The sequence below is a fragment of the Andreesenia angusta genome (genome assembly GCF_001855385.1).
GTDB lineage: Bacteria > Bacillota > Clostridia > Tissierellales > Gottschalkiaceae > Andreesenia > Andreesenia angusta.
This window is the reverse complement of record NZ_MKIE01000011.1, coordinates 26,941-49,568: the sequence shown is the minus strand read 5'-3', so window position 1 is coordinate 49,568 and position 22,628 is coordinate 26,941. Positions and strand designations below refer to the sequence as shown.

The following is a 22,628-nucleotide window of genomic DNA, read 5'->3' as shown; positions in this document are numbered from 1 at the left end:
AAGGGGTCACACCTGTTCCCATACCGAACACAGAAGTTAAGCCCTTCAGCGCCGATGGTACTTGGTTGGAAGCGACCTGGGAGAGTAGGACGTCGCTGGTTTTTTATTTTTTGAATAAGCATACATACAATATAAAAAGACATGTTATAGATGGACTTCATCTGCAACATGTCTTTTTTATGCTTTTGGCTTCGTGGTTTGTAATCTCTATAGCTTATTTATCAATCCAGATATTTAGTAATAGACCTGTTCTAGAAAAAGCCCCTGAGCGGGAACTGTAATTCCGGCTGAAGCTCGAATATTGGAGCTAAAAACTTTATCTATATGAGAGATATCCTTTTCGCCCAGACCTATCTCTAGAAGGCTTCCGGTTATAATTCTGACCATATTGTAGAGGAATCCGTCTCCTACAAAGTCTATTCTGACCATATCGCCGTCTAAATGTACACTTAGCTCCGAGATAGTCCGCACAGTGGACTTCTTGCTCTTCTTAAGCGATGAAAAGCCTAGAAAGTCATGAGTGCCCACAAACTTAGAGGCGGCACTTCTCATATCATCCAGATTCAGAGGCTTCTCCACGTAATAAGAGTATTTTCTGTTGAAGGCAGAAGGCACATCGCCGTTCCAGATATAGTAGCTGTACTTTTTAGATACAGCATTGTACCTGGAATGGTATCTTTCGCCGACGTCTTCCACGGACTTCACGACTATATCTCTAGGAAGATAGGTGTTTAGATAACTTCTCATTTCCAGCACATCCATATCAGATTTTGTCTTGAAGTTTGCCACTTGGTTTCTAGCATGGACTCCTGCGTCTGTCCTTCCAGAACCAGTTATCTCGGTTTCAGCCCCGACCATCTCGGAGATAACCCGCTCCAGCTTCCCCTGTATAGTATTGTCGCTGTCTTTAAGGCGCTGCCAGCCGCTATATCTTCCTCCATCATATTCAACTACAATTTTTATATTTCTCATAATACACCTCTTTCTATAAAGATTATATCAGCTATTCCGGATTTTTTAAATTAAATAGATCAGAGATATATTGCCTAGAAATATGCGCTATGATATATTTATATACAGGTGACAAGACAGCTATATTAACAGCGAGGAGATGGCAAATTGAAAAACATATTAGATGAAATAATGGAACTGAAAAAAGAGAGAGATGCTATAATACTAGCTCACAACTATCAGATACCTGAAATACAGGACATAGCAGATGTAGTGGGAGATTCCCTAAAGCTGAGCCAGGTAGGAAAAGAGAGCGAGCAGAGGACAATAGTGCTCTCGGGAGTGCGCTTTATGGCAGAGAGCGCCAAGATACTTTCTCCGGAAAAGACGGTGCTGCTTCCAGCAAGCGACGCTGGATGCCCTATGGCAGATATGATAGATATAGACAAGTTAAGAGCTTTCAAGGCGGAGAACCCAGGAGTTCCAGTTATGTGCTATGTGAACTCATCGGCCGATGTAAAGGCAGAGAGCGATATATGCTGCACTTCGGCCAATGCGCTGAAGATAGCTAGAAGTTTGGAGAGCGACAAAATACTATTCGTTCCAGATAAATGCCTTGGAGGGTATATAGCCAAGATGATACCGGAGAAGGAGTTTATACTGTACGACGGATACTGCGTGACGCACAACAGGATAAAGAGGGAAGAGGTCTTAAAGATAAGAGAGCTATATCCGGAAAGCCCTATACTGGTTCATCCGGAATGCTCGTCTGAGATAGCTGATATGGCTGACTTTGTAGGAAGTACTTCACAGATAATAAGCTATGCTAAAAACTCGGACAGCAGAGAGATAATTATTGGAACAGAGATGGGGGTAATGCACAAGCTTCAAAACGACAACCCAGACAAGAGCTTCAAGCTGCTCTCACCGTCGCTCATATGCCCTAATATGAAAAAAACCACATTAGAGGATATAAGGGATGCGCTTAAGTATGGAAGAGAAGAGATAGTCTTGGATGAGGACATAAGGGTTAGAGCGGAGAAGAGCCTAGACGATATGCTGAAATTAAGTTGAGGAGATGTTGAAATTTGAAAAGTCACTATGACGTTATAGTAGTCGGAACAGGGATAGCAGGGCTTTTCACAGCCATAAACATAGAGAAGAAAAGCGTGCTTCTGGTTTCAAAGTCCAAGGTGTTCAGCGGGAACACACCCCTTGCCCAAGGTGGCATAGTGAGCTGCATATACAAAGACAGCCATTTCAGTGACACTGTGAAGGCGGGCTCGTACTACAACAAAAAAGAGGCTGTGAAGGCGATAGAAGAGGACTCAAGGGAAAACATACAGAAACTGATAGAGCTTGGGGTGAACTTTGAAAGAGACGAGAACGGGGAGCTGAAGTACACCAGAGAGGGTGGACATAGCGAAAATACGATTCTCTACGTAAAGGACAGAACGGGCCGAGAAATAGTGGAGACTATTGCGGAGACGGCGCGCCAGAGAGAGAATATAGAGATTCTAGAAGACACAATGGTCACAGAGATAGTAGAAGAAGGCGAAAGAGTCGCTGGAGTCAAGCTCATATCAAAGTCGGGGAGATACTTCGAAGTAGAAACAGATCATCTTGTCTTGGCCACAGGCGGGATAGGAGAGCTTTACTTGAACACCACGAACTCAGCTGAAGCCACAGGCGATGGGATAGCCATAGCCTATAGATCAGGGGCGAAAGTCAAGGACATGGAGTTTATACAGTTCCATCCAACTTCTTTTTATCTGGAGAGTGAAAGCAAGAGATTCTTGATTTCGGAGTCTCTGAGAGGGGAAGGAGCCAAGCTGATAAATGAAAACGGCATTAGGTTTATGGACAATTACCATGAGATGGGTGAGCTTGCCCCTAGAGATATTGTTTCACGTGGAATATACAGAGAGCTGTCTGAGGGCAGAAAAGTATACTTGGATATAAGGCACGAAAGCGAGGAGCATCTAAAAAACAGATTCCCGACAATATATGAAAACTGCCTGAGGGTGGGGATAGATATCTCCAGGGACTTGATAGAGGTCAGGCCCGCAGAGCACTATATAATGGGCGGAATAGAAACCGATCTAATGGGTAATACTAATATAACCGGACTCTACGCCTGCGGAGAGTGTGCCTGTACAGGGGTGCACGGAGGGAACAGGCTCGCAAGCAATTCCCTTTTGGAGGGGATAGTCTTTGCAAACAGGATAGCTCAAAATATAAACAAGCTTGAAAAACTGTCTTTCGAAGAGCAAGAAATTGAAGGACGTGGAGAAGTACAGGGTGATGAACTAGGCTCGGAGTTCTACAATCAAAAGAGAGCTTTAGTTAAAAATATCATGGAGTCTAAACTCGGGATAGTTAGAACCGACATGGGAATATCTGAGGCGATAGAGGAGCTTAAATCCTTAGAAAGTTCGCTTTTAGGCAGAGAGTCCTGCACGGTTGAGTACAATGAAATCCTGAATATGATAACTGTGGCTAAGCTTGTGGCCTATTCTGCAAAGTGCAGGAAAGAGAGTCTGGGAGCACATTATATAGAGAGGGGAGAAATGATATGTTAAATAAACTAGCTGTAAACAAGATAATAGAGGTTGCAATACTTGAGGACATAAACGGGATAGACAATACAAACGACTACCTTCTAGACAGGGAGAGCATGGGAGAAGCGTCGGTTATATTCAAGGAATTTGGGATAGTATCAGGGCTAGATGTGCTTAAATGGGTTTTCGAGATGGTAGACGAGGAAATAGAGGTGGAGTTTAAAAAGTCCGACGGAGATATAGTTCAGAGCGGGGAGGAAGTAGCAGTCATAAAAGGAAGGCTTATAAGTATACTCAAAGGAGAGCGAGTTGCGCTCAATTTCCTCCAGAGGATGTCGGGGATCTCGACTATGGGTTACACTCTCTCAAGCCTTGTAGAGGACTACCCTGTGAGGATATCGGACACCAGAAAGACTACGCCTGGGCTTAGGCTGCTTGAAAAGTACGCCGTCAAGATAAGCGGTTGCTACAACCACAGGTACAGCCTTTCGGACTCGGTGATGATAAAAGACAATCACATAAAGGCTGTGGGGAGCATAGAGGAAGCGGTCAAGAGGGTCAGAGCAGAAGTGTCCCACACAATAACAGTTGAGGTTGAAGTAGAGAGTTTGGATCAGCTGAAAGAGGCCCTAAAGGCGAAGGCGGATATAATCATGCTTGACAATATGACGCTTGAGGACATGAGAATGGCCGTCTCAATAAACAAGGGAAGAGCAGTGCTAGAGGCTTCGGGGAATATAAGCGAGGAGAATATAGTCAACATAGCGCAGACAGGGGTGGATATAATATCGGTTGGAGCCCTTACTCATTCAGCGAAAAGCATAGATATATCGCTAAATATAGTCTAGAGGTGAGAAGTTTGAACACAGAGGAAAGAAGAAGATGCATAGGGGAAGAGCTAAATAAAAGCGAAGGTCCGCTTAAGGGTACAGAGCTTGCCAAGCTATTTGGAGTCTCAAGGCAGGTTATCGTACAGGATATAGCAATACTCAGAGCAGAAGGGCTACCGGTTATAGCCACTCCGAATGGATACATAATAATAAAGCCTTCGGAGAACAATCTATTGAAAAAGGTGGCTGTAAAGCACTCTAGGGAAGGGCTTGCAGACGAACTTGGCATAATGCTGGACTATGGAGCCAGGATAATAGACGTAGTGGTAGAGCATCCTGTATACGGGGAGATAGTGGGAAATTTAAATATAAACTGCAAAGAGGACTTGGTGGACTTTATGGATAGGATATCAAAGCAGGACATAGAGCCGCTTTCAGCTCTTACAGAAGGGATACACATCCATACAGTGGAAGTCCCAAACGAGGAGACTTTCGAGAAGATGATGGACGAGCTTAGAAAGTATAATTTTTTGGTCTAAGGGGTGGAAATTTGAAAAATAAAAACATAAGAGAGTACGCTATAAAAGTCCTGAACGGAATGGCGCTTGGGCTTTTCTCATCGCTTATAATAGGGCTTATATTAAAGCAAGTTGGGATTTTCACAGGACTTGAGCTTCTAGAGAGGCTGGGGCAGCTTGCCCAGTACACAATGGCTCCAGCGATAGGCGCAGGGGTGGCGTATAGCGTGGGAGCGTCTCCACTTGGAATATTTGCAGGAGTCGTGGCTGGATCGATTGGCGGCGGAGGCATAAGCATAAACCCTGAGGGTGTGGCGAGTATATCCATAGGGGAACCTGTGGGGGCACTGCTCTCCTCGCTTGTAGGAGTGGAGATCTCAAAACTCGTGAGTGGCAAGACAAAGCTGGACATAATACTAGTGCCTGCAGTGACCATAGTTACAGGAGGGATAGCCGGATACTACCTTGCTCCGATAATATCTTCGTTTATGAAAGCCGTAGGGGAAGTCATAAACTTTGCAACCATGCAGCAGCCGGTGGTTATGGGCATACTTGTATCTGTGATCATGGGCTTTATACTTACCATGCCCATAAGCTCTGCTGCAATCGGAATATCACTTGGTCTCAGTGGCCTGGCTTCAGGAGCTGCCATAATAGGCTGCTCCTGCCAGATGATAGGTTTTGCTGTGATTTCATTTAGGGAAAATGGGTTTGGAGGCTTTATAGCCCAAGGGCTTGGGACATCTATGATACAGATATCCAATATAGTCAAAAATCCAAAGACGCTTATACCACCGATAGTGGCATCGGCAATACTTGGTCCTGTTGGGACTACTGTTTTCAAGATGGAGGGTGACAGCATAGGTTCAGGAATGGGGACAAGCGGACTTGTAGGCCAGTTTTCCACATTGAGCGTCATGGGACCCGAGAGCATATACAAGATAGCTCTGCTTCACTTTATACTGCCAGGAATAATCTCCTACGCAGTTTACAAGGTTTTAAAGAAAAAGAACTGGATAAAAGACGGAGACTTGAAACTATACAGTCTGCAAAAAGAATAGCAGCTAGGGATATTCCCTAGCTGCTATATTTATATACTAGAACTTCGGTTCTTCAAGTTTTACGCCGGCTACGTATCTTTCAACTATGTTTCTGTCGTCACCGATGTAGATATATCTCTGAAGTCTTTCCTCTATCGATCTTTCGTTTACGTCAGCAAGGCTTGAGTCGTCTATTACAAGCGCATCGAACTCATAACCGGATTCGAAAGATCCCACTTTGCCGAAGAACTCTCCGCCACCTTTAGTTGCAAGGTAGAACAGCTCTGGAGTGTTTAGAGGCTTGTAGTTTTCATCCACATAGACCCATCTCATGTTTGAAACTTGAGCAGATACAGCTATAACCGAAGCCATGGACACATCATGTCCACCTGATATGTCAGTTGCAAGCCCTACAGGTATGCCTTTAGTTATAAATTCCCTTACAGGAGCTATACCGCTTGAAATGTTCAGGTTAGAATAAGGAGAGTGTGCTACAAACACCTTGTTCTTGGCCATAAGTTCCATCTCTTCAGCCGTATTCCATACACAGTGAGCCATTACAGTGGGAACATCTCCACCGAATAAGCCGTACTTCTCATACACACCTGCATAAGAAGAGCATTCAGGGTGAAGTTCCTTGACCCACTCAACTTCTCCTCTGTTTTCAGACAGGTGAGACTGGACCTTTACACTGTACTTTCTAGCAAGCTCTCCTAACCCTTCCATAAGCTCTCCAGTACATGTAGGCACGAACCTAGGCGTTATGATAGGCTTTATGTTCTCATACTTGTCTATAGTGGCCTTTATGAAAGACTCAGTGTCCTCTATAGATTTCTGAGTGTCCTCTATATAGAAGTCAGGACAGTTTCTGTCCATATTCACCTTTCCTACTAGAGCTCCTAGACCAACCTTGTCCATAAGATCCATAAGCAATATAGTTGACTCATTGTGTAGCGTTGCAAATACTACAGATCTTGTAGTTCCATGCTTCCAAAGCTCGTATACAAAGTTTTGATAAGCTTTCTTGGCAAAATCGATGTCCTGGTACTTAGACTCCTCTGGGAAAGTGTAGACTTTAAGCCACTCTAGTAGCTCCTTGTCTATACCAAGCCCTCTGTTTGCAAACTGAGGAGCGTGAAGGTGTAGGTCTACAAAACCTGGGATTATAAGCTTGTCTCCATGGTCGACTACTTCTGCAGCGGAATACTCTTCTGGCAAGCTCTCAAAAGTGCCTACTACGTTCTTTCCTTCAAATACAACATATCCGTTTTTAACTATTTTATACTCCCCAAATGAAGGAGTGAAAACTACATTCCCTTTTAAAGCTTTTAAATTACTCATTAAAATCACCTCGAATTAGTTTTTGTTTTCAAATACATACCCAAAATCAATACAAAGCTTCTTAAATCGTCATTTAAAACTCCTCTCAATAATGATCCCTCAGCCCAACCCGTACAAATCGTACTAATATTTAGAAAAGAAAAGGAACTTTTCCCTGGAGAAAAATTCCTTCCAACAATATATTCATCAGAAATAATTCAAATATTTTGCATTTTTTAAAACTCTAAGTCAGTACAAGCCTTAGTATGAATATCACCGCTAGAACGTACATAACTGGCGATGCTTCTTTGACTCTACCTGAAAGCAGCTTTGCAGCAGAGTAGCTTATTATACCGAACATAAGTCCGTCACCTATACTATAAGTGAGCGGCATCATTATTATTGTAAGGAATGCAGGGAAAGCCTCTGTGATATCGTCAAAGTCGATAGAAAGCACAGATCCAAGCATAAACGAACCAACCATTATCAGCGCTGGAGCAGTAGCAGCTTCAGGAATCGCAGTGAAAAGCGGTGCGAAGAAAAGCGCTATTGCAAACAGTATAGCTGAAGTAAAAGCAGTAAGTCCAGTTCTACCTCCAACAGAGATACCAGATGCAGACTCTGCAAAAGTAGTTATAGTACTAGTTCCAAGACAAGCACCAAGCGTAGTACCAACTGCATCGGCAAAGAGCGCAGGTCTTACACGTGGAAGCTTTCCTTCGTCGTCTAGCATATTGGCTTTAGCTGCCGTACCTACAAGCATACCTATAGTGTCGAAAAGGTCGACGAATAGGAAAGTCAGAGTTACCATAAACATGTCGAAAGTCAGTATTTCACTCAACCCAACCCTTGTGAACGCGAAAGCCGTAGGCGCAAGCGATGGCGGAAGACTGAAAATCGAAGACGGCATCTGAGTTACCCCTAGAGGTATACCCACTATAGTTCCAACTAGAACAGCTATCAGAAGCGCTCCTTGCACGTTCTTAGCCATAAAGAATATAGCCACTAGAAGTCCAACTATTGAAACTATTACTGTAGGAGAAGTGACTTCTCCTAATGCCACAAAAGTAGCTTCACTTGAGACTATAAGCCCAGACCCTTTAAAGCCTATAAAAGCTATAAAGAGACCTATACCAGCTGAAACAGCGTGTTTCAGTGTAAGCGGTATAGCGTTGACTATTGCCTCACGGACATTTACGAAAGTTAAAAGAATGAAGATTACACCTTCGATAAAGACTGCCGTAAGTGCAAATTCCCAAGAATGACCCATTCCGAGCACAACTGAATAGGCGAAGAATGCGTTTAGTCCCATTCCAGCACTCAGTACAAATGGATAGTTAGCGTAAAATGCCATTATCAAAGTTGCCACTATGGAAGAAACGGCTGTAGCTGTGAAGACAGCGCCTTTATCCATACCAGCGTCCGCAAGTATTAGCGGGTTTACAACTAGAATGTACGCCATTGTTACAAATGTTGTGATTCCAGCTGTAATTTCTACCTTAGAGGTAGTTTGGTTTTCTTTAAGCTTAAATGCTTTTTCGAAAAAACCTACTGAAGCTTGACTCATTGTAAATCCCTCCTAAAAAATAATAGTCCTACCATTTCACTCTATACCCGTTTTCTTTTACGGCAAAAGCCTTTTTTAATATGAAAACCTTTTCATAAAACGAATGATAAGATAAATTTATTTTATCATAGGAAGCTGGAGATTGTGAAGGAAATAATAATTGAGTTTTTGTAACATAAGAGTTTTAAGACATAGATTAATACTATACAAGCTTGCAAAATCTTTAAATATGTCTAAAGAGATGGATATATGATATAATATTGTTCAAATAAAGAACAGAGGAGTGAACTTTACATATGCTAGACATAAAGAGAATCAGATTCAACTTAGAGGAAGTGAAGGCTGGCCTAGAGAAGAGAGGCGGGAACTACAACATAGATAGAGTGGTAGAGCTTGACGAGAGCAGAAGAAATATAATTGCAAAAGTAGAGGAGATGAAGGCAAAGCAAAACGAGGTTTCAAAGCAGATTCCGGCCCTCAAGAAGGAAGGCAAGGATGTGAGTGAAATACTTCGCGATATGAAAGAGCTTTCAAGCCAAGTAGGAGAGCTAGACTCTGAGCTTAAAGAGGTGGAAACTGAAATAGGCGAATTGATACTGACTATTCCAAACGTACCTCATCCTGATGTGGTTAAGGGCGACTCGGATGAAGAAAACATAGAGATAAGAAAATGGGGAGAGCCAAGGGAGTTTGACTTTGAAATAAAGGCCCATTGGGACTTGGGAACAGACCTTGACATACTGGACTTTGAGAGGGCCTCTAAGATAACTGGAGCTAGATTCACGCTTTTTAAAGGTATGGGGGCTAGACTTGAGAGAGCGCTTATGAACTTTATGTTAAACACACATACAGAAGAGCATGGATACAGAGAGGTGGCACCGCCTTTCATGGCGAACAAAGAGAGCATGACAGGAACAGGACAGCTTCCTAAGTTCGAGGACGATATGTTCAAGCTAGAGGGGAAAGACTACTATTTAATCCCTACAGCAGAAGTTCCAGTTACAAACATACACAGGGGAGAGATACTAGAGGAAGATCAGCTTCCAATCTACAACACGGCTTATACTCCTTGCTTTAGACAGGAAGCAGGGTCAGCGGGAAGAGATACTAGAGGAGTCATAAGAAACCATCAGTTTGACAAGGTGGAGCTTGTGAAGCTGGTAGAGCCAAGCACTTCATATGACGAGCTTGAAAAGCTTACGAACAACGCAGAGAAAATACTACAGCTCTTAAAGATACCTTACAGGGTAGTGGCGCTTTGTACTGGAGACTTAGGCTTTTCTTCAGCCAAGACTTACGACATAGAGGTTTGGATGCCTAGCTACAACAGGTATGTAGAGATTTCATCTTGCAGCAATTTTGAGGACTACCAGGCCAGAAGAGCCAACATAAGGTACAGATCTTCAGAGTCAGGAAAAGTGGAATATGTGCATACATTGAATGGGTCTGGACTTGCAGTGGGAAGGGCTTTTGCGGCGGTGCTTGAAAACTTCCAAAATAGGGATGGAAGCATAGATATCCCAGAGGTACTAGTGCCTTACATGGGCGGAATAGATAAGATAAGATAATTCAGGCTATTGATTTTAGATATACCTATTCAGAAGATAAAACTGAATAGGTATATTTGGCATAGGAGGTACGGTTTGAAAAATAAAATATTTCAATGGCTGGTTGTGTTCATGCTTTTATTCACTACAGCAGGGACATCGCTGGCTGAAGACTTAGAGTTAAATACGAATGCTGTGCTTGGAGTGGATTATAGCACTGGGGACATAGTCTACAACTACAATGGAGATGAAAAAATAGCGATAGCTAGTACCACAAAGCTTATGACTTACCTTGTCGTGAAAGACGAGATAGCAAAAGGCAGAAGTAGCTTGAAAGACAGAGTCACAGTTGACTCGGAAGTTGCAAACACCGGAGGGTCTAGCTTTCTCCTGAGAGAAGGTGAAAAAGTGAAAGTGGAAGATCTGCTAGAGGGCATAATGATAGTCTCGGGAAATGACGCCTGCCTGGCCCTTGCAAAGCACTTTGGAGGCTCTGAAGCTGGGTTTGTAGAGATTATGAATCAAAAGGCAACAGAGCTTGGACTCGACAACACTGTTTTCTACACTTCAAACGGACTTCCAGACAAGGATGGAAACGAGAATACTATGACAGCTAAAGAGCTGTACAAGCTGAGCGCCCATATACTCTCAAAGTACCCTGAGATAATAAGTACGACTGAAAAATCAAGTTTGGTAATCGAGGAGAGGAATTTCTCCGGGAAAAACACAAACCCTCTACTCGGAGTCGTAAAAGGGGTGGACGGACTCAAGACGGGGTATACTGACAAGGCTGGAAGATGCCTTGTGGCCACAGCGGAACAGCAAGACGGCAACAGGGTCATAGGGATAGTCATGGGAGCTGACAGTGAGCAGTCAAGGCTTGAGAAGTCCAAGAAGTTGATGGAAACTCTTATAAACGACTACAGCAGAATCAGCCTATATTTAAAGGAAGAGACAGTTGGCGAGCGAAGCATAGGAAGCTCCAAACACCAGAGAATCGAGCTATATCCAGTGGAAGACGTGGAGGTATTCTTGAAAAAAGACGATGACGTCCCAAAGCAAGAGGTTGTAATGAAGTCAGACATAGAGCTTCCAATAGAGCCAGGGGATGTAGTGGGAACTCTACACTTGAGCTATGGAGATGTGGAGAAGGATATAGACCTCACGGTGAAATCAAAGATAAGCAGGTTTAAGCTGATCAGAATAGGGATCTCCAACTTCTTTAAATCGCTTATATAGAGAAATATATTTGACAAAGGTGAGAGTTTAGTATAGAATTATTATCTGTAAGATGTGCTTCCGTAGCTCAGGTGGATAGAGCGTCCCCCTCCTAAGGGGAAGGCCAGGGGTTCAAATCCTCTCGGGAGCACCATTGAAAAGGTGAAAATATGGAGAATTACTTTATGAAGCTGGCCTATGAAGAGGCTAAGAAGGCCTTTGAAATAGGAGAAGTTCCAGTTGGAGCTGTGATAGTAAAAGGGAATAAAGTAGTGGGAAGAGGCTACAATGTAAAGGAAAGCTCGAAGGACCCTACTGCCCACGCAGAGATGATGGCCATAAGACAGGCCAGCAGAACACTGGGTGGCTGGAGACTTATAGGATGCACCATGTACGTGACGCTAGAGCCCTGTCCTATGTGTGCAGGAGCCATAGTGAACTCCAGGATAGACAGGATTGTAATAGGCACAAGAGATAGCAGAATGGGTGCTTGCGGCTCGAATTTGAACTTGCTTCAAAATAGCTTCAGCAACCACAGAGTTGAGATAAAATGGGATATAATGAAAACTGAATGCTCAGGTATACTGAGTGAATTTTTTAAGATACTTAGAGAGACTAAAAATATGAGAAACTATTTTTAGTCTCTTTTTTAATGCAAAAAAAAGTGGCTTTCGCCACTTTTCTATTCGCAGAACTTATGGTGAAGAGCTTTAAGCGCTTCTTCTCCTTTTTCCTTCTCTATTATGCAAGATATCTTGATTTCAGCAGTGCTTATCATCTGGATGTTTATCCCAAGATCAGAAAGCGTCTGGAAGAAAGCAGAAGCTATATCCGCACTTCCGGCTATGCCAGTCCCAACTATAGACACCTTCACCACGTCTTCATCATAAACGACTTTTGTAGCTCCAAGCTCTTCGCTCACTTTAGAAGTAACTGCAAGGGCGTCCTGAAGATCGTCCGACTTTACAGTGAAAGTTATGTCGTTTACATTTTTCTGAGTTACATTCTGTATTATCATGTCAAAGAACACGTTGTTTGCAGCCAGTGCAGAGAAGAGTTTGAACGCTATACCTGGTCTGTCAGGCACCTCTAAAACTGAAATTTTGACTATATTCTCATCCATTGTAACACCGCTTACTATTGCTTTTTCCAAAGCACTCACCTCCACGACTTCTGTTCCAGGATTTTCGTTTAAGCTGGAACGAACTATTAGTTTCATATTGTTTTTACGAGCTAGCTCGACCGACCTAGGGTGAAGTACCCCAGCTCCAAGGCTTGCAAGCTCAAGCATTTCGTCATACGATATTCTGTCTATCTTCTTGGCCTCAGGCACTTTTCTAGGGTCTGTAGTGTAGACACCGTCGACATCTGTGTAGATCTCGCATTTATCCGCCCCAAGTGCACATGCAAGTGCCACTGCAGAGGTGTCAGATCCACCTCTTCCTAGAGTGGTTATGTCGCACTCTTCGTTCATACCCTGGAATCCTGCAACCACCACGATGCCATGGGCTTCAAGTTCAGAGAGAAGTCTCTCGTTCTGTATCTCTGTTATCCTGGCGTTTCTGTGGTAGCTAGTCGTCTTGACCCCGCACTGAGGGCCAGTAAGAGATATGGCATCGTGCCCAAGGCCACCAATGGCCATAGCAAGCATGGCTATTGAAACCTGCTCGCCACTTGAAAGGAGCATGTCCATCTCTCTGCTAGACGGGTTTATATTCACTTCCCTGGCAAGGTCCACCAGGTGATCTGTGGATTTTCCCATGGCAGAGACAACTACAACTACTTTGTTTCCGGCCTCTTTTGTCGCGATGACTCTTCTGGCCACGTTTTTAATTCTCTCGGGAGTTCCAACCGAAGTCCCACCGTATTTTTGCACAACTATATTATCCATATATCAAGACTCCTTTAAGTTAAATGTTCAACTGATCTATTGAAACAAGGCTTTCACTTTCGATTCTAAGGTATGCAAAAGTCTTTTTGGCAAGCCCCAAGTCTTCTTTTGCAAGCTTCTCTATTCTGTTTGAAGAGATTCTCTCAGTCACGATTATTATGTCTCTTTCAAGCTCTTTGTACTTGCACTGCACTCCAGAAGCGTTCAGCTTTTCCACCACAGCGGCCTTGTCCTCTTCTCGGTCTACAGAGACTCTCAGGTAGTGAAGACCTGTAAAGAGATTGCCCTTGTCAGAGGATATAGACTTGTCCACTTCGAACTTAAACTCGCTGTAGTTTTTCAGGATTATATCTATTATGTCCATTACAACTGCGTTTCCAGTAGGCTCTTTTCCAGCTCCTTTTCCGTAGAACTCAAGCTCGCCTAAATTGTCGCCCAGCACGTCCACCAAGTTGAAAGCGTCCTTTACGGATGCGAACATGGAGTTCTCCTCCACTAGTATAGGCTCTACGATTGCAGAGAAAGAGTTGTCTCTTCTAGTAGAGCATCCTAGAAGCTTAGGCACAAAGCCCATCTTCTTGAACTCCACCACGTCGATAGTCCTTATGGAAGTTATTCCGTAGCAGAGCACGTCGTCTATGCTGGCATGTGTTCCGTATGCAAGCGACGCAAGTATAGATATCTTTCTGGCAGCGTCGTATCCTTCAACGTCATCTGTAGGGTCTGCCTCTGCATAGCCGTACTTATGGGCAAGTGAAAGGGCTTCTTCAAAGCTCAAGTCCTCGTCGTACATCTTTGTAAGTATGAAGTTTGTAGTCCCGTTCAGTATGCCCTTTATGTCGTCTACCTTGTTTATCTTCAGGATTTCCTTAAGGTTTTTGATTATAGGGATTCCACCGGCAACGCTGGCCTCGTAGAGCAGCCCGCAGTTGTTTTCCTCTGCAAGCTTGTGAAGCTCTTCCATGTGAAGCGAAATCACGGCTTTGTTGGCTGTAACTACGTGCTTTCCGGCTTTAAGGGCACGGACTATGTAGCTGTAGGCCTTGTCTATGCCGCCCATAACCTCTACAACTATGTCTATCTCAGGGTTGTCCAGTATGTCGTCAGGATTTTCAGTCATAACTCCTTCAGCCACGTCAAGACCCCTGTCCTTTGAGCTGTCTCTTACCAGAATCTTAGCTATCTCTATATCCTCGCCTGTAGCCTTTTTCAGCATATCGCTTCTGTACTTCACTATCTCGTATACGCCAGAACCAACAGTTCCAAGACCCAAAACACCCAATTTAATCATAATATATCTCCTTTCAAATCTGTTATATCGTTAAGCTCGGAAGCGTTCTAAAATAAACAGCTTGAGCTCTCGTGTCAACCGATAAAAAACACTTGTCTTTTACTGAAAAACATTATATCATATATCATATATTATTAAAACAACTTTTTTAAACTATTTGGGCGAGCATATTATAGTATAATAAATAGATAGATTCGAATAAGGGTTTAAATACAACGAGGGGTGAGCATATGAGCATGGAATACAAAAGCACTAGAGGCGGCGCAGCTGTGAACTGCGTGGAAGCCATAATAAAGGGAATAGCAGATGATGGAGGACTTTACATACCGTCTGAAATACCGAAGCTAGACAGAAGCCTTTCAGATTTGAAGACGATGGACTACAGGTCGCTTGCAAAATACGTAATAGGCAAGTTCTTTCCTGATTTTACACCAGAGGAGCTTTCGGCCTGTGTAGAAGGGGCGTATGACGAGAAGTTCAGCAGAGAAGAGATAGTTCCAGTGGAGTCTATAGAAAAAGCCAATTTCCTAGAGCTATACCACGGACCTACGCTCGCCTTCAAGGACATGGCGCTTTCAATACTGCCGTACTTCATAAGCACAGCTATGAAAAAGCTAAGCTATAGCGACGAAGTGGTGATACTCACAGCGACTTCAGGAGACACAGGCAAGGCTGCGCTAGAGGGGTTCAAGGACGTGAACGGAACCAAGATAATAGTCTTCTACCCTAAGTCGGGAGTGAGCGAGGTACAGGAGAGACAGATGATAACCCAAGAAGGGGACAACACCTTCGTAGTCGGAATAGACGGAAACTTCGACGACGCCCAAAACGGGGTAAAAGAGGCATTCAACAACGAAAGCTTTAGAAGCGCATTGAAGGCAAGCGGATATGAGTTATCTTCTGCGAACTCCATAAACATAGGAAGGCTTGTACCACAGGTTGTATACTACTTCTACGGATACATGGAGCTTCTAAGAGCAGGCAAGGTATCGGAAGGAGAGTCTATAAACGTAACAGTGCCTACCGGAAACTTTGGAAACATACTGGCGGCGTACTACGCAAAGTCAATGGGGCTTCCTATAGACAAGCTTGTATGTGCTTCTAACGAGAACAACGTGCTGTTCGACTTCTTCCAGACTGGAGAGTACGACAAGAACAGAGAGCTTAAGCTTACTATATCTCCTTCTATGGACATACTGATATCGAGCAACCTAGAGAGGCTGCTATATGAGATAAGCGGAAAAGACAGCGCAAAAGTTTCTGAGATGATGGAAAGCCTAACGAAAACAGGCAAGTACACATTAGATGAAGATATAAAGTCGAAGCTAGAGGACTTCTACGGAAGCTACACTGACGAAGCTGAGACTCTAGAGACTATAAAGCAGGTCTACGAAAAGCACGGATATGTGATGGACACTCACACTGCCGTAGCCTACGCTGCCTATGAGAAGTACCTAAAAGAGACAGGGGACGACAAAGAGATGCTTATAGCGTCGACGGCAAGCCCGTTCAAGTTCACAAGGTCTGTGGCTGGAGCGCTTGGACTAGATACAGAGGACAAGTCTGACTTTGAGCTCGTATATGAGCTTTCAGAGAAGACAGGACTCGAGATACCTAAGAGCATATACAAGATAGAGGAGCGTGAAATACTTCACAAGGAGCTCTGCAAGAAGGCTGAAATGAAGGAAAAGATAAAGAAACTTTTGAATGTAGGTGAATAAGATGATAGAAGTGATAGTGCCAGCTACAAGCGCAAACCTAGGGCCCGGATTCGACTGTATGGGGCTAGCCCTAAACCTTTATAACAAGTTTACGTTCCAAGAGCTGGAATCGGGGATAATAGTCGAGGGTACTGAGAAGAGCTTCGAAGACGAAGACAACCTTATATATATAGCCATGAAGAAATGTTTTGAAAAAATTGGGTACGAGCCGAGCGGAATAAAGATAACTTCGGAAACAGATGTTCCAGTTTCAAGAGGGCTTGGAAGCAGCGCAACTTGCATAGTGGCCGGAATAATAGGCGCAAACGAGATGACTGGAAGAAAGCTAAGCCGACAGGAGATACTCGAGCTTGCCACAGAGTTAGAGGGGCATCCAGACAATATAGCGCCTGCACTGCTAGGTGGGTGCGTGACGTCTGTATACGAAGACGGCAAGGTTTATTCAAGCAAGGTGAGGGTAAAGCACGGACTCAAGTTCTATGCTCTCATACCTAATTTCAAGCTGTCCACCCAGAAGGCCAGAGGTATACTTCCAAAAGTGGTGAGCTTTGAAGATGCAGTATACAACGTAGGCAGGGTTGCGCTTATGACCTCGGCGCTTGCAAACGGAGAGTTTGAGATGCTGAGAGTCGCCGGAAAAGACAGGCTCCACCAGCAGTACAGAGGCGGACTTATAGATGGATACGACTCCATAATAGAGGAGAGCGAGAATGCAGGGGCCTACGGAGCTTTTCTAAGCGGGGCAGGACCCACTATACTAATAGCTGTAGATGTAAACGACAGAAGCGTCTACACCAAGCTGAGATCCCATGTAAACAATCTAAAATACTACTGGGACATAAAAGAGCTACACCTGGACAAAAGAGGAGCTATAGTAAAGACTTACTAGGGTGGATTCTCTTTTAGACGGTGATGCCTTGGGGGGAGTTATAGAGATGTCTGATAGATATCTAGTTATAGATAAAGAAATACTTCCAGACGTATTTGAAAAGGTCATGATGGCCAAAGAGCTTCTGAGATCTGGAAAGGTCAGAGAAGTTACGGAGGCCACTAGAACTGTTGGAGTTAGCAGAAGCACCTTCTACAAGTACAAGGACAAGGTGTTTTCCTACTCTGAAAATGAAGCTGGAAAAAAGGTCATAATCTCCTTTATGCTGAACCATATGCAGGGAGTGCTTTCAAATGTGCTTCAGGTGATATCGGCAAATGGAGGGAATATCCTTACTATCAACCAGGAAATACCGATAAACCATATCGCCAGCGTCAATATCACGATAGAATCAAACGGACTTACAAAGTCCCTAGATGAGCTTATAGGCGAGCTAGACAGCATACTGGGAGTCCAGTCTGTCTCGGTTCTAGCCATGGAGTAGTTAATAAAATGCAATAAAACTGTTAATAAAATATCAATTCTTGAAAATGAAAACCATATATTATACTATGATGACAGGGAGTCCTAGGATATACATAAGACCTCTATATCAACTGTATACAGGGTTTGCAACTCCCCTGATTTAAAATCAAGACGAAGGTTTTTCATATAAAAAAGGAGGAATTTTGAATGGGTAAAAAAACGGCACTATATGACATGCATGTTAAGCATGGCGGAAAAATAGTAGAGTACGCAGGATGGGAACTATCAAGCGACTTCGCAGGACTAGGACTTGTAGCAGAGCACGAAGCAGTTAGAAATGCAGTTGGAGTATTCGACGTTTCTCACATGGGAGAAATAGAGATCCAAGGGCCAGAGGCTGCTAAATTCATTCAGTACCTTATGACAAACGACCTAGACTCTATAGGAGCAGGACAAGTTATATACACTTACTTCTGTTATGAAAACGGTGGAGTGGTTGACGACCTTCTAGTTTACAAGCGTAGCGAGGAAGATCTTCTTCTAGTTGTAAACGCTGCTAACATAGACAAAGACGTTGAGTGGATAAACTCACACGCTTCAAAGTTCGATGTAACAGTTACAGACAACTCTCCAAACGTTTCAGAGATAGCTGTTCAAGGGCCAAAGGCTCAAGAGACTCTTCAGAAGCTAGTTGACTTTGATCTAGACGAAATAAAATTCTTCCACTTCAAAGAGAACGTGAAGCTTGCAGGAGCTAACGTGCTTATATCTAGAACTGGATACACAGGTGAAGACGGATTCGAGGTTTACTTCGGACACGACGACGCTATAAAAGTTTGGGAAGCTGTATTCGAAGCTGGAGAAGAGTTTGGAATCCAGCCAGTTGGACTAGGATGTAGAGACACTCTTAGATTCGAGGCTAACCTTCCACTTTACGGAAACGAGCTTACAGCAGACAACACTCCTATAGAAGCAGGATTTGGATTCTTCTGTAACACAGCTATAGAAGCTGACTTCATAGGTAAAGACGTGCTTGCTAAGCAAAAAGAAGAGAACAAGAACAAGACTTTAGCTAGAAAAGTAGTTGGATTCGAGATGATAGACAAGGGAATCCCAAGACACGAGTACAGAGTAGAAGTAGATGGAAAAGACATAGGATATGTAACTACAGGATACGCTGCTCCATCTGTAGGAAAGACTATAGGACTAGCTATGCTAGACAAGGACTACACTGCAATTGGAACAGAGATAGAGATAGTTATAAGAAAGAAAAAAGCTAAGGCAGTTGTAAGAGACAGAAAGTTCCTAGAAAGACACAACAAGTCTAAGTAATTTAACCTAAATAGGCATCCGTCTGCAATCTAAAATGTTTGAAACTGTAGCAGAAACGATATATAATGTATTTGGGTTTGAGACGAACCTATAAAGGTGAAAATAAAAAATTAAAACAAAAAATGAGGAGGAATTGCAATGAGCAAAATAGTAGAAGGACTATTCTATTCAGAGGACCACGATTGGGTAAAAGTTGAGGGAGATGTAGCTATAGTAGGTATATCAGATCACGCTCAGCATCAACTAGGAGAAATAGTTTACGTAGAGCTACCAGAGGTAGACGACGAACTATCAGCAGGAGACACTTACGGAGTTATAGAGTCAGTTAAAGCAGCTTCAGACTCACACTCACCAGTTTCAGGAAAAGTTGTAGCTATAAACGAAGAGCTAGAAGACAACCCTGGAGCAATAAACGAAGATCCATACGCTAACTGGGTAATAAAAGTAGAGCTAAGCGACAAGGCTGAGCTAGACAACCTAATGGACTCAAAGCAGTACGAAGGATTCTGTGCAGAATAATTTAAAAATGATTTAACTTTCTAAGTATAGCGACCTTTTTCTAAGTTTCGATTAAGAAATAAATATTAGAAAGAGGTCGCTATAAATAAATATACTTATAATACCGAGGAGGAATATGCATGCATAGATATATACCTAGCACTAGTGCTGAGCAGCAAGAACTGCTTAAGAGCATAGGCGCTAACTCTATAGAAGATCTTTTTGTGGATATACCATCAAATCTAAGATTTAAAGGCGACCTTAACATAGGCGAAGGTCTTTCAGAGCTAGAGCTTACAAAGCACATACAGGAGCTGGCTAATAAAAACGAATCAGGACTGACTTGCTTTATGGGAGCAGGGGCATATGACCACTTCAGCCCTTCTGTTATAAACCACATAGCCCTAAGACAGGAGTTCTTTACAGCATACACTCCTTATCAGCCAGAGATCAGCCAGGGAACTGTTACAGCTATATTCGAGTTCCAGACAATGATGTCAAGACTTACTGGAATGGAAGTTACAAATGCATCTATGTACGACGGACAGACTGCTACTGCAGAGGCTGTTGCACTTGCTTGCGAAAACACTAAGAGAAGCAAGATAGTTGTTTCAGCTGGACTTGGAAAAGACACTATAGAAGTTATAAAGACTGCTGACGAGACTAAGGGAATAGAGATAATAGTTGCTCCACTTAAAGACGGAGCTACAGATATAGAAGCTACAAAAGCACTTATGGGAGATGACGTTGCAGGACTAGTTGTAAAGAGCCCTAACTTCTTCGGAATAGTTGAGGATCTAGGAGCACTAGAGGCTGTAGCACATTCAGACAAGAAGTCTATGTTCATAGTGAACACTGACCCATCTTCACTTGGAATACTAAAGGCTCCAGGAGAGTTCGGAGCTGACGTAGTAGTTGGAGAGGCTCAGACACTTGGAATACCAATGTCATTCGGTGGACCATACCTAGGATTCCTTTCTGTAAACAAGAAACTAGTTAGAAAGATACCAGGAAGAGTAGTTGGACAGTCTACAGACGCTGAAGGAAACAGAGCGTTCGTGCTTACACTTCAAGCTAGAGAGCAGCATATAAGAAGATACAAGGCTACTTCAAACATCTGTTCAAACCAAGGACTTATAATGCTTATGGCTACAATCTACATGAGCCTTATGGGAGAGCAAGGACTTAAGGAAGTTGCTACTCAGAGCATGCAGAAAGCCCACTATGCTTACGAGAAGCTTGTCGCTACTGGAAAGTTCAAGCCAATGTTCCCAGGAAAGCCATTCTTCAAGGAGTTTGCACTAGTTGCTGACGCAGACGTTAAGAAGATCAACGAAGAGCTACTTAAGAGCGGCATACTTGGAGGATATGAGCTAGGAAAAGACTATGCAGAGTATGGAAACGGAGTTCTTATAGCTGTTACAGAGAAGAGAACTAAAGAAGAAATAGACGAGCTAGTTCGTATAATGGAGGCGATCTAATATGAATAAAAGATACAACAAAGTTATATTTGAAGTGTCATCAGAAGGTCGTAAGGGATATAGCCTTCCTAAGCTAGATGTAGAAGAGAAGAGCTTAAGTGAGCTAATGCCTTCAGACCTTTTAAGAGAAGGTAATGTAGGACTTCCAGAGGTAAGCGAGTTTGACGTAGTTAGACACTACACTAATCTTTCTAAGCTGAACTACGGAGTTGACGAAGGGTTCTACCCACTAGGATCTTGTACAATGAAGTACAACCCTAAGGTAAATGAAGACATGTGCAGACTAGAAGGTTTCACTACACTTCACCCACTTCAGCCTGAGTCTACAGTACAGGGAGCTCTAGAGCTTATGTACGACCTAGATATGAAGCTTTCAGAGATAGCTGGATTCGCTAGAACTACTCTACAGCCAGCTGCAGGAGCTCACGGAGAGTTCACTGGACTTATGGTTATAAAAGCTTACCACAAGAAAAACGGAGAAGCAGAGCAGAGAACTAAGATAATAGTTCCAGACTCGGCACACGGAACTAACCCATCTACTGCATACGTTGCAGGATTTGAGATAGCAGAAGTTAAGTCAAATGACGACGGATCTGTAAACGTAGATTCTCTTAAAGAAGTAATAGCTGAGAACCCAGGAGCTATAGCTGGACTTATGCTTACAAACCCAAGTACACTTGGACTATTCGAGAAGAGCATATGTGAGATAACTAATCTAGTGCACAATGCAGGTGGACTTTGCTACTATGACGGAGCTAACATGAACGCAATAATGGGTAAAGTAAGACCTGGAGACATGGGATTTGACGTTATGCACTACAACCTACACAAGACTATGTCTACACCACACGGTGGTGGAGGACCAGGATCAGGTCCAGTTGGAGTTAGAGAAGACCTAGTTGAGTTCCTACCTACTCCTGTAGTAGAGAAGAAGGGCGACGAGTTTATACTAGACTACGACAGACCTAACTCAATAGGAAGACTTAAAGGATTCCACGGACACTTCGGAGTTCTAGTTAGAGCTTACGCTTACGTACTTGCGAATGGATCAGATGGACTTAAGCAAGTAAGCGAGATGGCTGTTCTAAACGCCAACTACATGATGAAGCAGCTTAAAGAGAAGTACAAGCTTCCAATAGACCAAGTTTGCAAGCATGAGTTTGTACTTGGAGGAATAAAGGACACTTCAACAGGAATCACTACTCTAGACGTAGCTAAGAGACTTCTAGATTTCGGATACCATCCACCAACAGTTTACTTCCCACTTATAGTAAACGAGGCGATGATGATAGAGCCTACAGAGACAGAGTCTAAAGAGACTATGGACGAGTTCATAGCTATACTGAACAAGATAGCTGACGAGGCTATATCTAATCCAGAGATACTAAAGTCTGCACCTCAAAACACTCCAGTTGGAAGAATAGACGAAGGTAAAGCAGCTAAAGACCTCGTATTAACTTACCAAGGATAAATTTATACAAATTTCATACAAATTTCGCTATAAATTT

20 protein-coding genes, 1 tRNA gene and 1 rRNA gene are annotated in these 22,628 nt (G+C 43.2%); 17 read left to right on the top strand and 5 right to left on the bottom strand.

Going from position 1 to position 22,628, the window contains the following annotated elements; genetic code table 11:
* A 5S ribosomal RNA gene (rrf, locus tag EUAN_RS10340) occupies positions 1-101 on the top strand; the annotation flags it as partial.
* 133 nt (positions 102-234) lie between these two features.
* On the opposite strand, the gene truA is transcribed toward rrf, so the two are convergent.
* Positions 235-972 carry a tRNA pseudouridine(38-40) synthase TruA gene (truA, locus tag EUAN_RS10335; RefSeq protein ID WP_071064331.1) on the bottom strand — a complete coding sequence of 246 codons (738 nt, stop codon included), beginning with the start codon at positions 970-972 and terminating at the stop codon, positions 235-237.
* Positions 973-1,119: 147 nt separating this feature from the next.
* On the opposite strand from truA, the gene nadA reads away from it, so the two are divergent.
* The 5 genes from nadA to EUAN_RS10310 are packed head-to-tail and all read left to right on the top strand — an operon-like array spanning position 1,120 to position 5,921.
* Complete coding sequence (gene nadA / locus EUAN_RS10330) at positions 1,120-2,025, top strand: quinolinate synthase NadA (RefSeq protein WP_245674490.1); 906 nt, start codon at positions 1,120-1,122, stop codon at positions 2,023-2,025.
* Between the two features lie 14 nt (positions 2,026-2,039).
* Entirely contained in the window at positions 2,040-3,533 is a 1,494-nt protein-coding gene (gene nadB, locus EUAN_RS10325; RefSeq protein ID WP_071064330.1) for an L-aspartate oxidase, read from the top strand.
* A complete protein-coding gene (nadC, locus tag EUAN_RS10320; protein WP_071064328.1) occupies positions 3,527-4,360 on the top strand; it encodes a carboxylating nicotinate-nucleotide diphosphorylase in 834 nt (277 codons plus the stop codon). Before nadB ends, nadC begins: the two co-directional genes overlap by 7 nt.
* A 2-nt stretch (positions 4,361-4,362) precedes the next feature.
* Entirely contained in the window at positions 4,363-4,881 is a 519-nt protein-coding gene (locus EUAN_RS10315) for a transcription repressor NadR (RefSeq protein ID WP_211266355.1), read from the top strand.
* Positions 4,882-4,892: 11 nt separating this feature from the next.
* The gene (locus EUAN_RS10310) at positions 4,893-5,921 is read left to right on the top strand and encodes a PTS sugar transporter subunit IIC (protein WP_084655900.1); all 1,029 of its coding nucleotides are present in this window, start codon (positions 4,893-4,895) and stop codon (positions 5,919-5,921) included.
* Positions 5,922-5,957: 36 nt separating this feature from the next.
* Here EUAN_RS10310 and guaD read toward each other — a convergent pair whose 3' ends face one another.
* Positions 5,958-7,241, bottom strand: coding sequence for a guanine deaminase (gene guaD / locus EUAN_RS10305; RefSeq protein ID WP_071064323.1), 1,284 nt, complete (start codon positions 7,239-7,241; stop codon positions 5,958-5,960).
* A gap of 223 nt (positions 7,242-7,464) precedes the next feature.
* Positions 7,465-8,787 carry an NCS2 family permease gene (locus EUAN_RS10300; RefSeq protein WP_071064321.1) on the bottom strand — a complete coding sequence of 441 codons (1,323 nt, stop codon included), beginning with the start codon at positions 8,785-8,787 and terminating at the stop codon, positions 7,465-7,467.
* A 296-nt stretch (positions 8,788-9,083) separates the two neighbouring features.
* On the opposite strand from EUAN_RS10300, the gene serS reads away from it, so the two are divergent.
* From serS to tadA, 4 genes are all read left to right on the top strand, one after another.
* A complete protein-coding gene (gene serS, locus EUAN_RS10295) occupies positions 9,084-10,355 on the top strand; it encodes a serine--tRNA ligase (RefSeq protein WP_071064319.1) in 1,272 nt (423 codons plus the stop codon).
* A 75-nt stretch (positions 10,356-10,430) separates the two neighbouring features.
* Positions 10,431-11,573: a D-alanyl-D-alanine carboxypeptidase family protein gene (locus EUAN_RS10290; protein ID WP_071064317.1), complete on the top strand. Its 1,143-nt coding sequence runs from the start codon at positions 10,431-10,433 to the stop codon at positions 11,571-11,573.
* Between the two features lie 56 nt (positions 11,574-11,629).
* Positions 11,630-11,706 (top strand) — tRNA-Arg (locus tag EUAN_RS10285).
* A gap of 16 nt (positions 11,707-11,722) precedes the next feature.
* The gene (gene tadA / locus EUAN_RS10280; protein WP_071064315.1) at positions 11,723-12,193 is read left to right on the top strand and encodes a tRNA adenosine(34) deaminase TadA; all 471 of its coding nucleotides are present in this window, start codon (positions 11,723-11,725) and stop codon (positions 12,191-12,193) included.
* A gap of 41 nt (positions 12,194-12,234) precedes the next feature.
* Here the strand turns inward: tadA and EUAN_RS10275 are convergent, their stop codons facing one another.
* A complete protein-coding gene (locus EUAN_RS10275; RefSeq protein ID WP_071064313.1) occupies positions 12,235-13,443 on the bottom strand; it encodes an aspartate kinase in 1,209 nt (402 codons plus the stop codon).
* Positions 13,444-13,462: 19 nt separating this feature from the next.
* Positions 13,463-14,734: a homoserine dehydrogenase gene (locus EUAN_RS10270; RefSeq protein ID WP_071064311.1), complete on the bottom strand. Its 1,272-nt coding sequence runs from the start codon at positions 14,732-14,734 to the stop codon at positions 13,463-13,465.
* 230 nt (positions 14,735-14,964) lie between these two features.
* Here EUAN_RS10270 and thrC point away from each other — a divergent pair, with 230 nt between their 5' ends.
* The 7 genes from thrC (at position 14,965) to gcvPB (ending at position 22,591) form a co-directional block, all read left to right on the top strand.
* Complete coding sequence (thrC, locus tag EUAN_RS10265) at positions 14,965-16,455, top strand: threonine synthase (protein ID WP_211266354.1); 1,491 nt, start codon at positions 14,965-14,967, stop codon at positions 16,453-16,455.
* A 1-nt stretch (position 16,456) separates the two neighbouring features.
* Positions 16,457-17,344, top strand: a complete 888-nt coding sequence (gene thrB / locus EUAN_RS10260) for a homoserine kinase (protein ID WP_071064309.1) — start codon at positions 16,457-16,459, stop codon at positions 17,342-17,344.
* Between the two features lies 1 nt (position 17,345).
* On the top strand, positions 17,346-17,828 hold the full coding sequence (locus tag EUAN_RS10255; RefSeq protein WP_245674489.1) for an ACT domain-containing protein: 483 nt from the start codon (positions 17,346-17,348) through the stop codon (positions 17,826-17,828).
* A 188-nt stretch (positions 17,829-18,016) separates the two neighbouring features.
* The gene (gene gcvT, locus EUAN_RS10250; RefSeq protein ID WP_071064307.1) at positions 18,017-19,141 is read left to right on the top strand and encodes a glycine cleavage system aminomethyltransferase GcvT; all 1,125 of its coding nucleotides are present in this window, start codon (positions 18,017-18,019) and stop codon (positions 19,139-19,141) included.
* A 138-nt stretch (positions 19,142-19,279) separates the two neighbouring features.
* Positions 19,280-19,660, top strand: a complete 381-nt coding sequence (gene gcvH / locus EUAN_RS10245; protein ID WP_071064304.1) for a glycine cleavage system protein GcvH — start codon at positions 19,280-19,282, stop codon at positions 19,658-19,660.
* A gap of 119 nt (positions 19,661-19,779) precedes the next feature.
* Complete coding sequence (gcvPA, locus tag EUAN_RS10240; RefSeq protein ID WP_071064302.1) at positions 19,780-21,120, top strand: aminomethyl-transferring glycine dehydrogenase subunit GcvPA; 1,341 nt, start codon at positions 19,780-19,782, stop codon at positions 21,118-21,120.
* A gap of 1 nt (position 21,121) precedes the next feature.
* Positions 21,122-22,591: an aminomethyl-transferring glycine dehydrogenase subunit GcvPB gene (gene gcvPB, locus EUAN_RS10235; RefSeq protein WP_071064300.1), complete on the top strand. Its 1,470-nt coding sequence runs from the start codon at positions 21,122-21,124 to the stop codon at positions 22,589-22,591.
* The last annotated feature ends 37 nt before the right edge of the window (positions 22,592-22,628 follow it).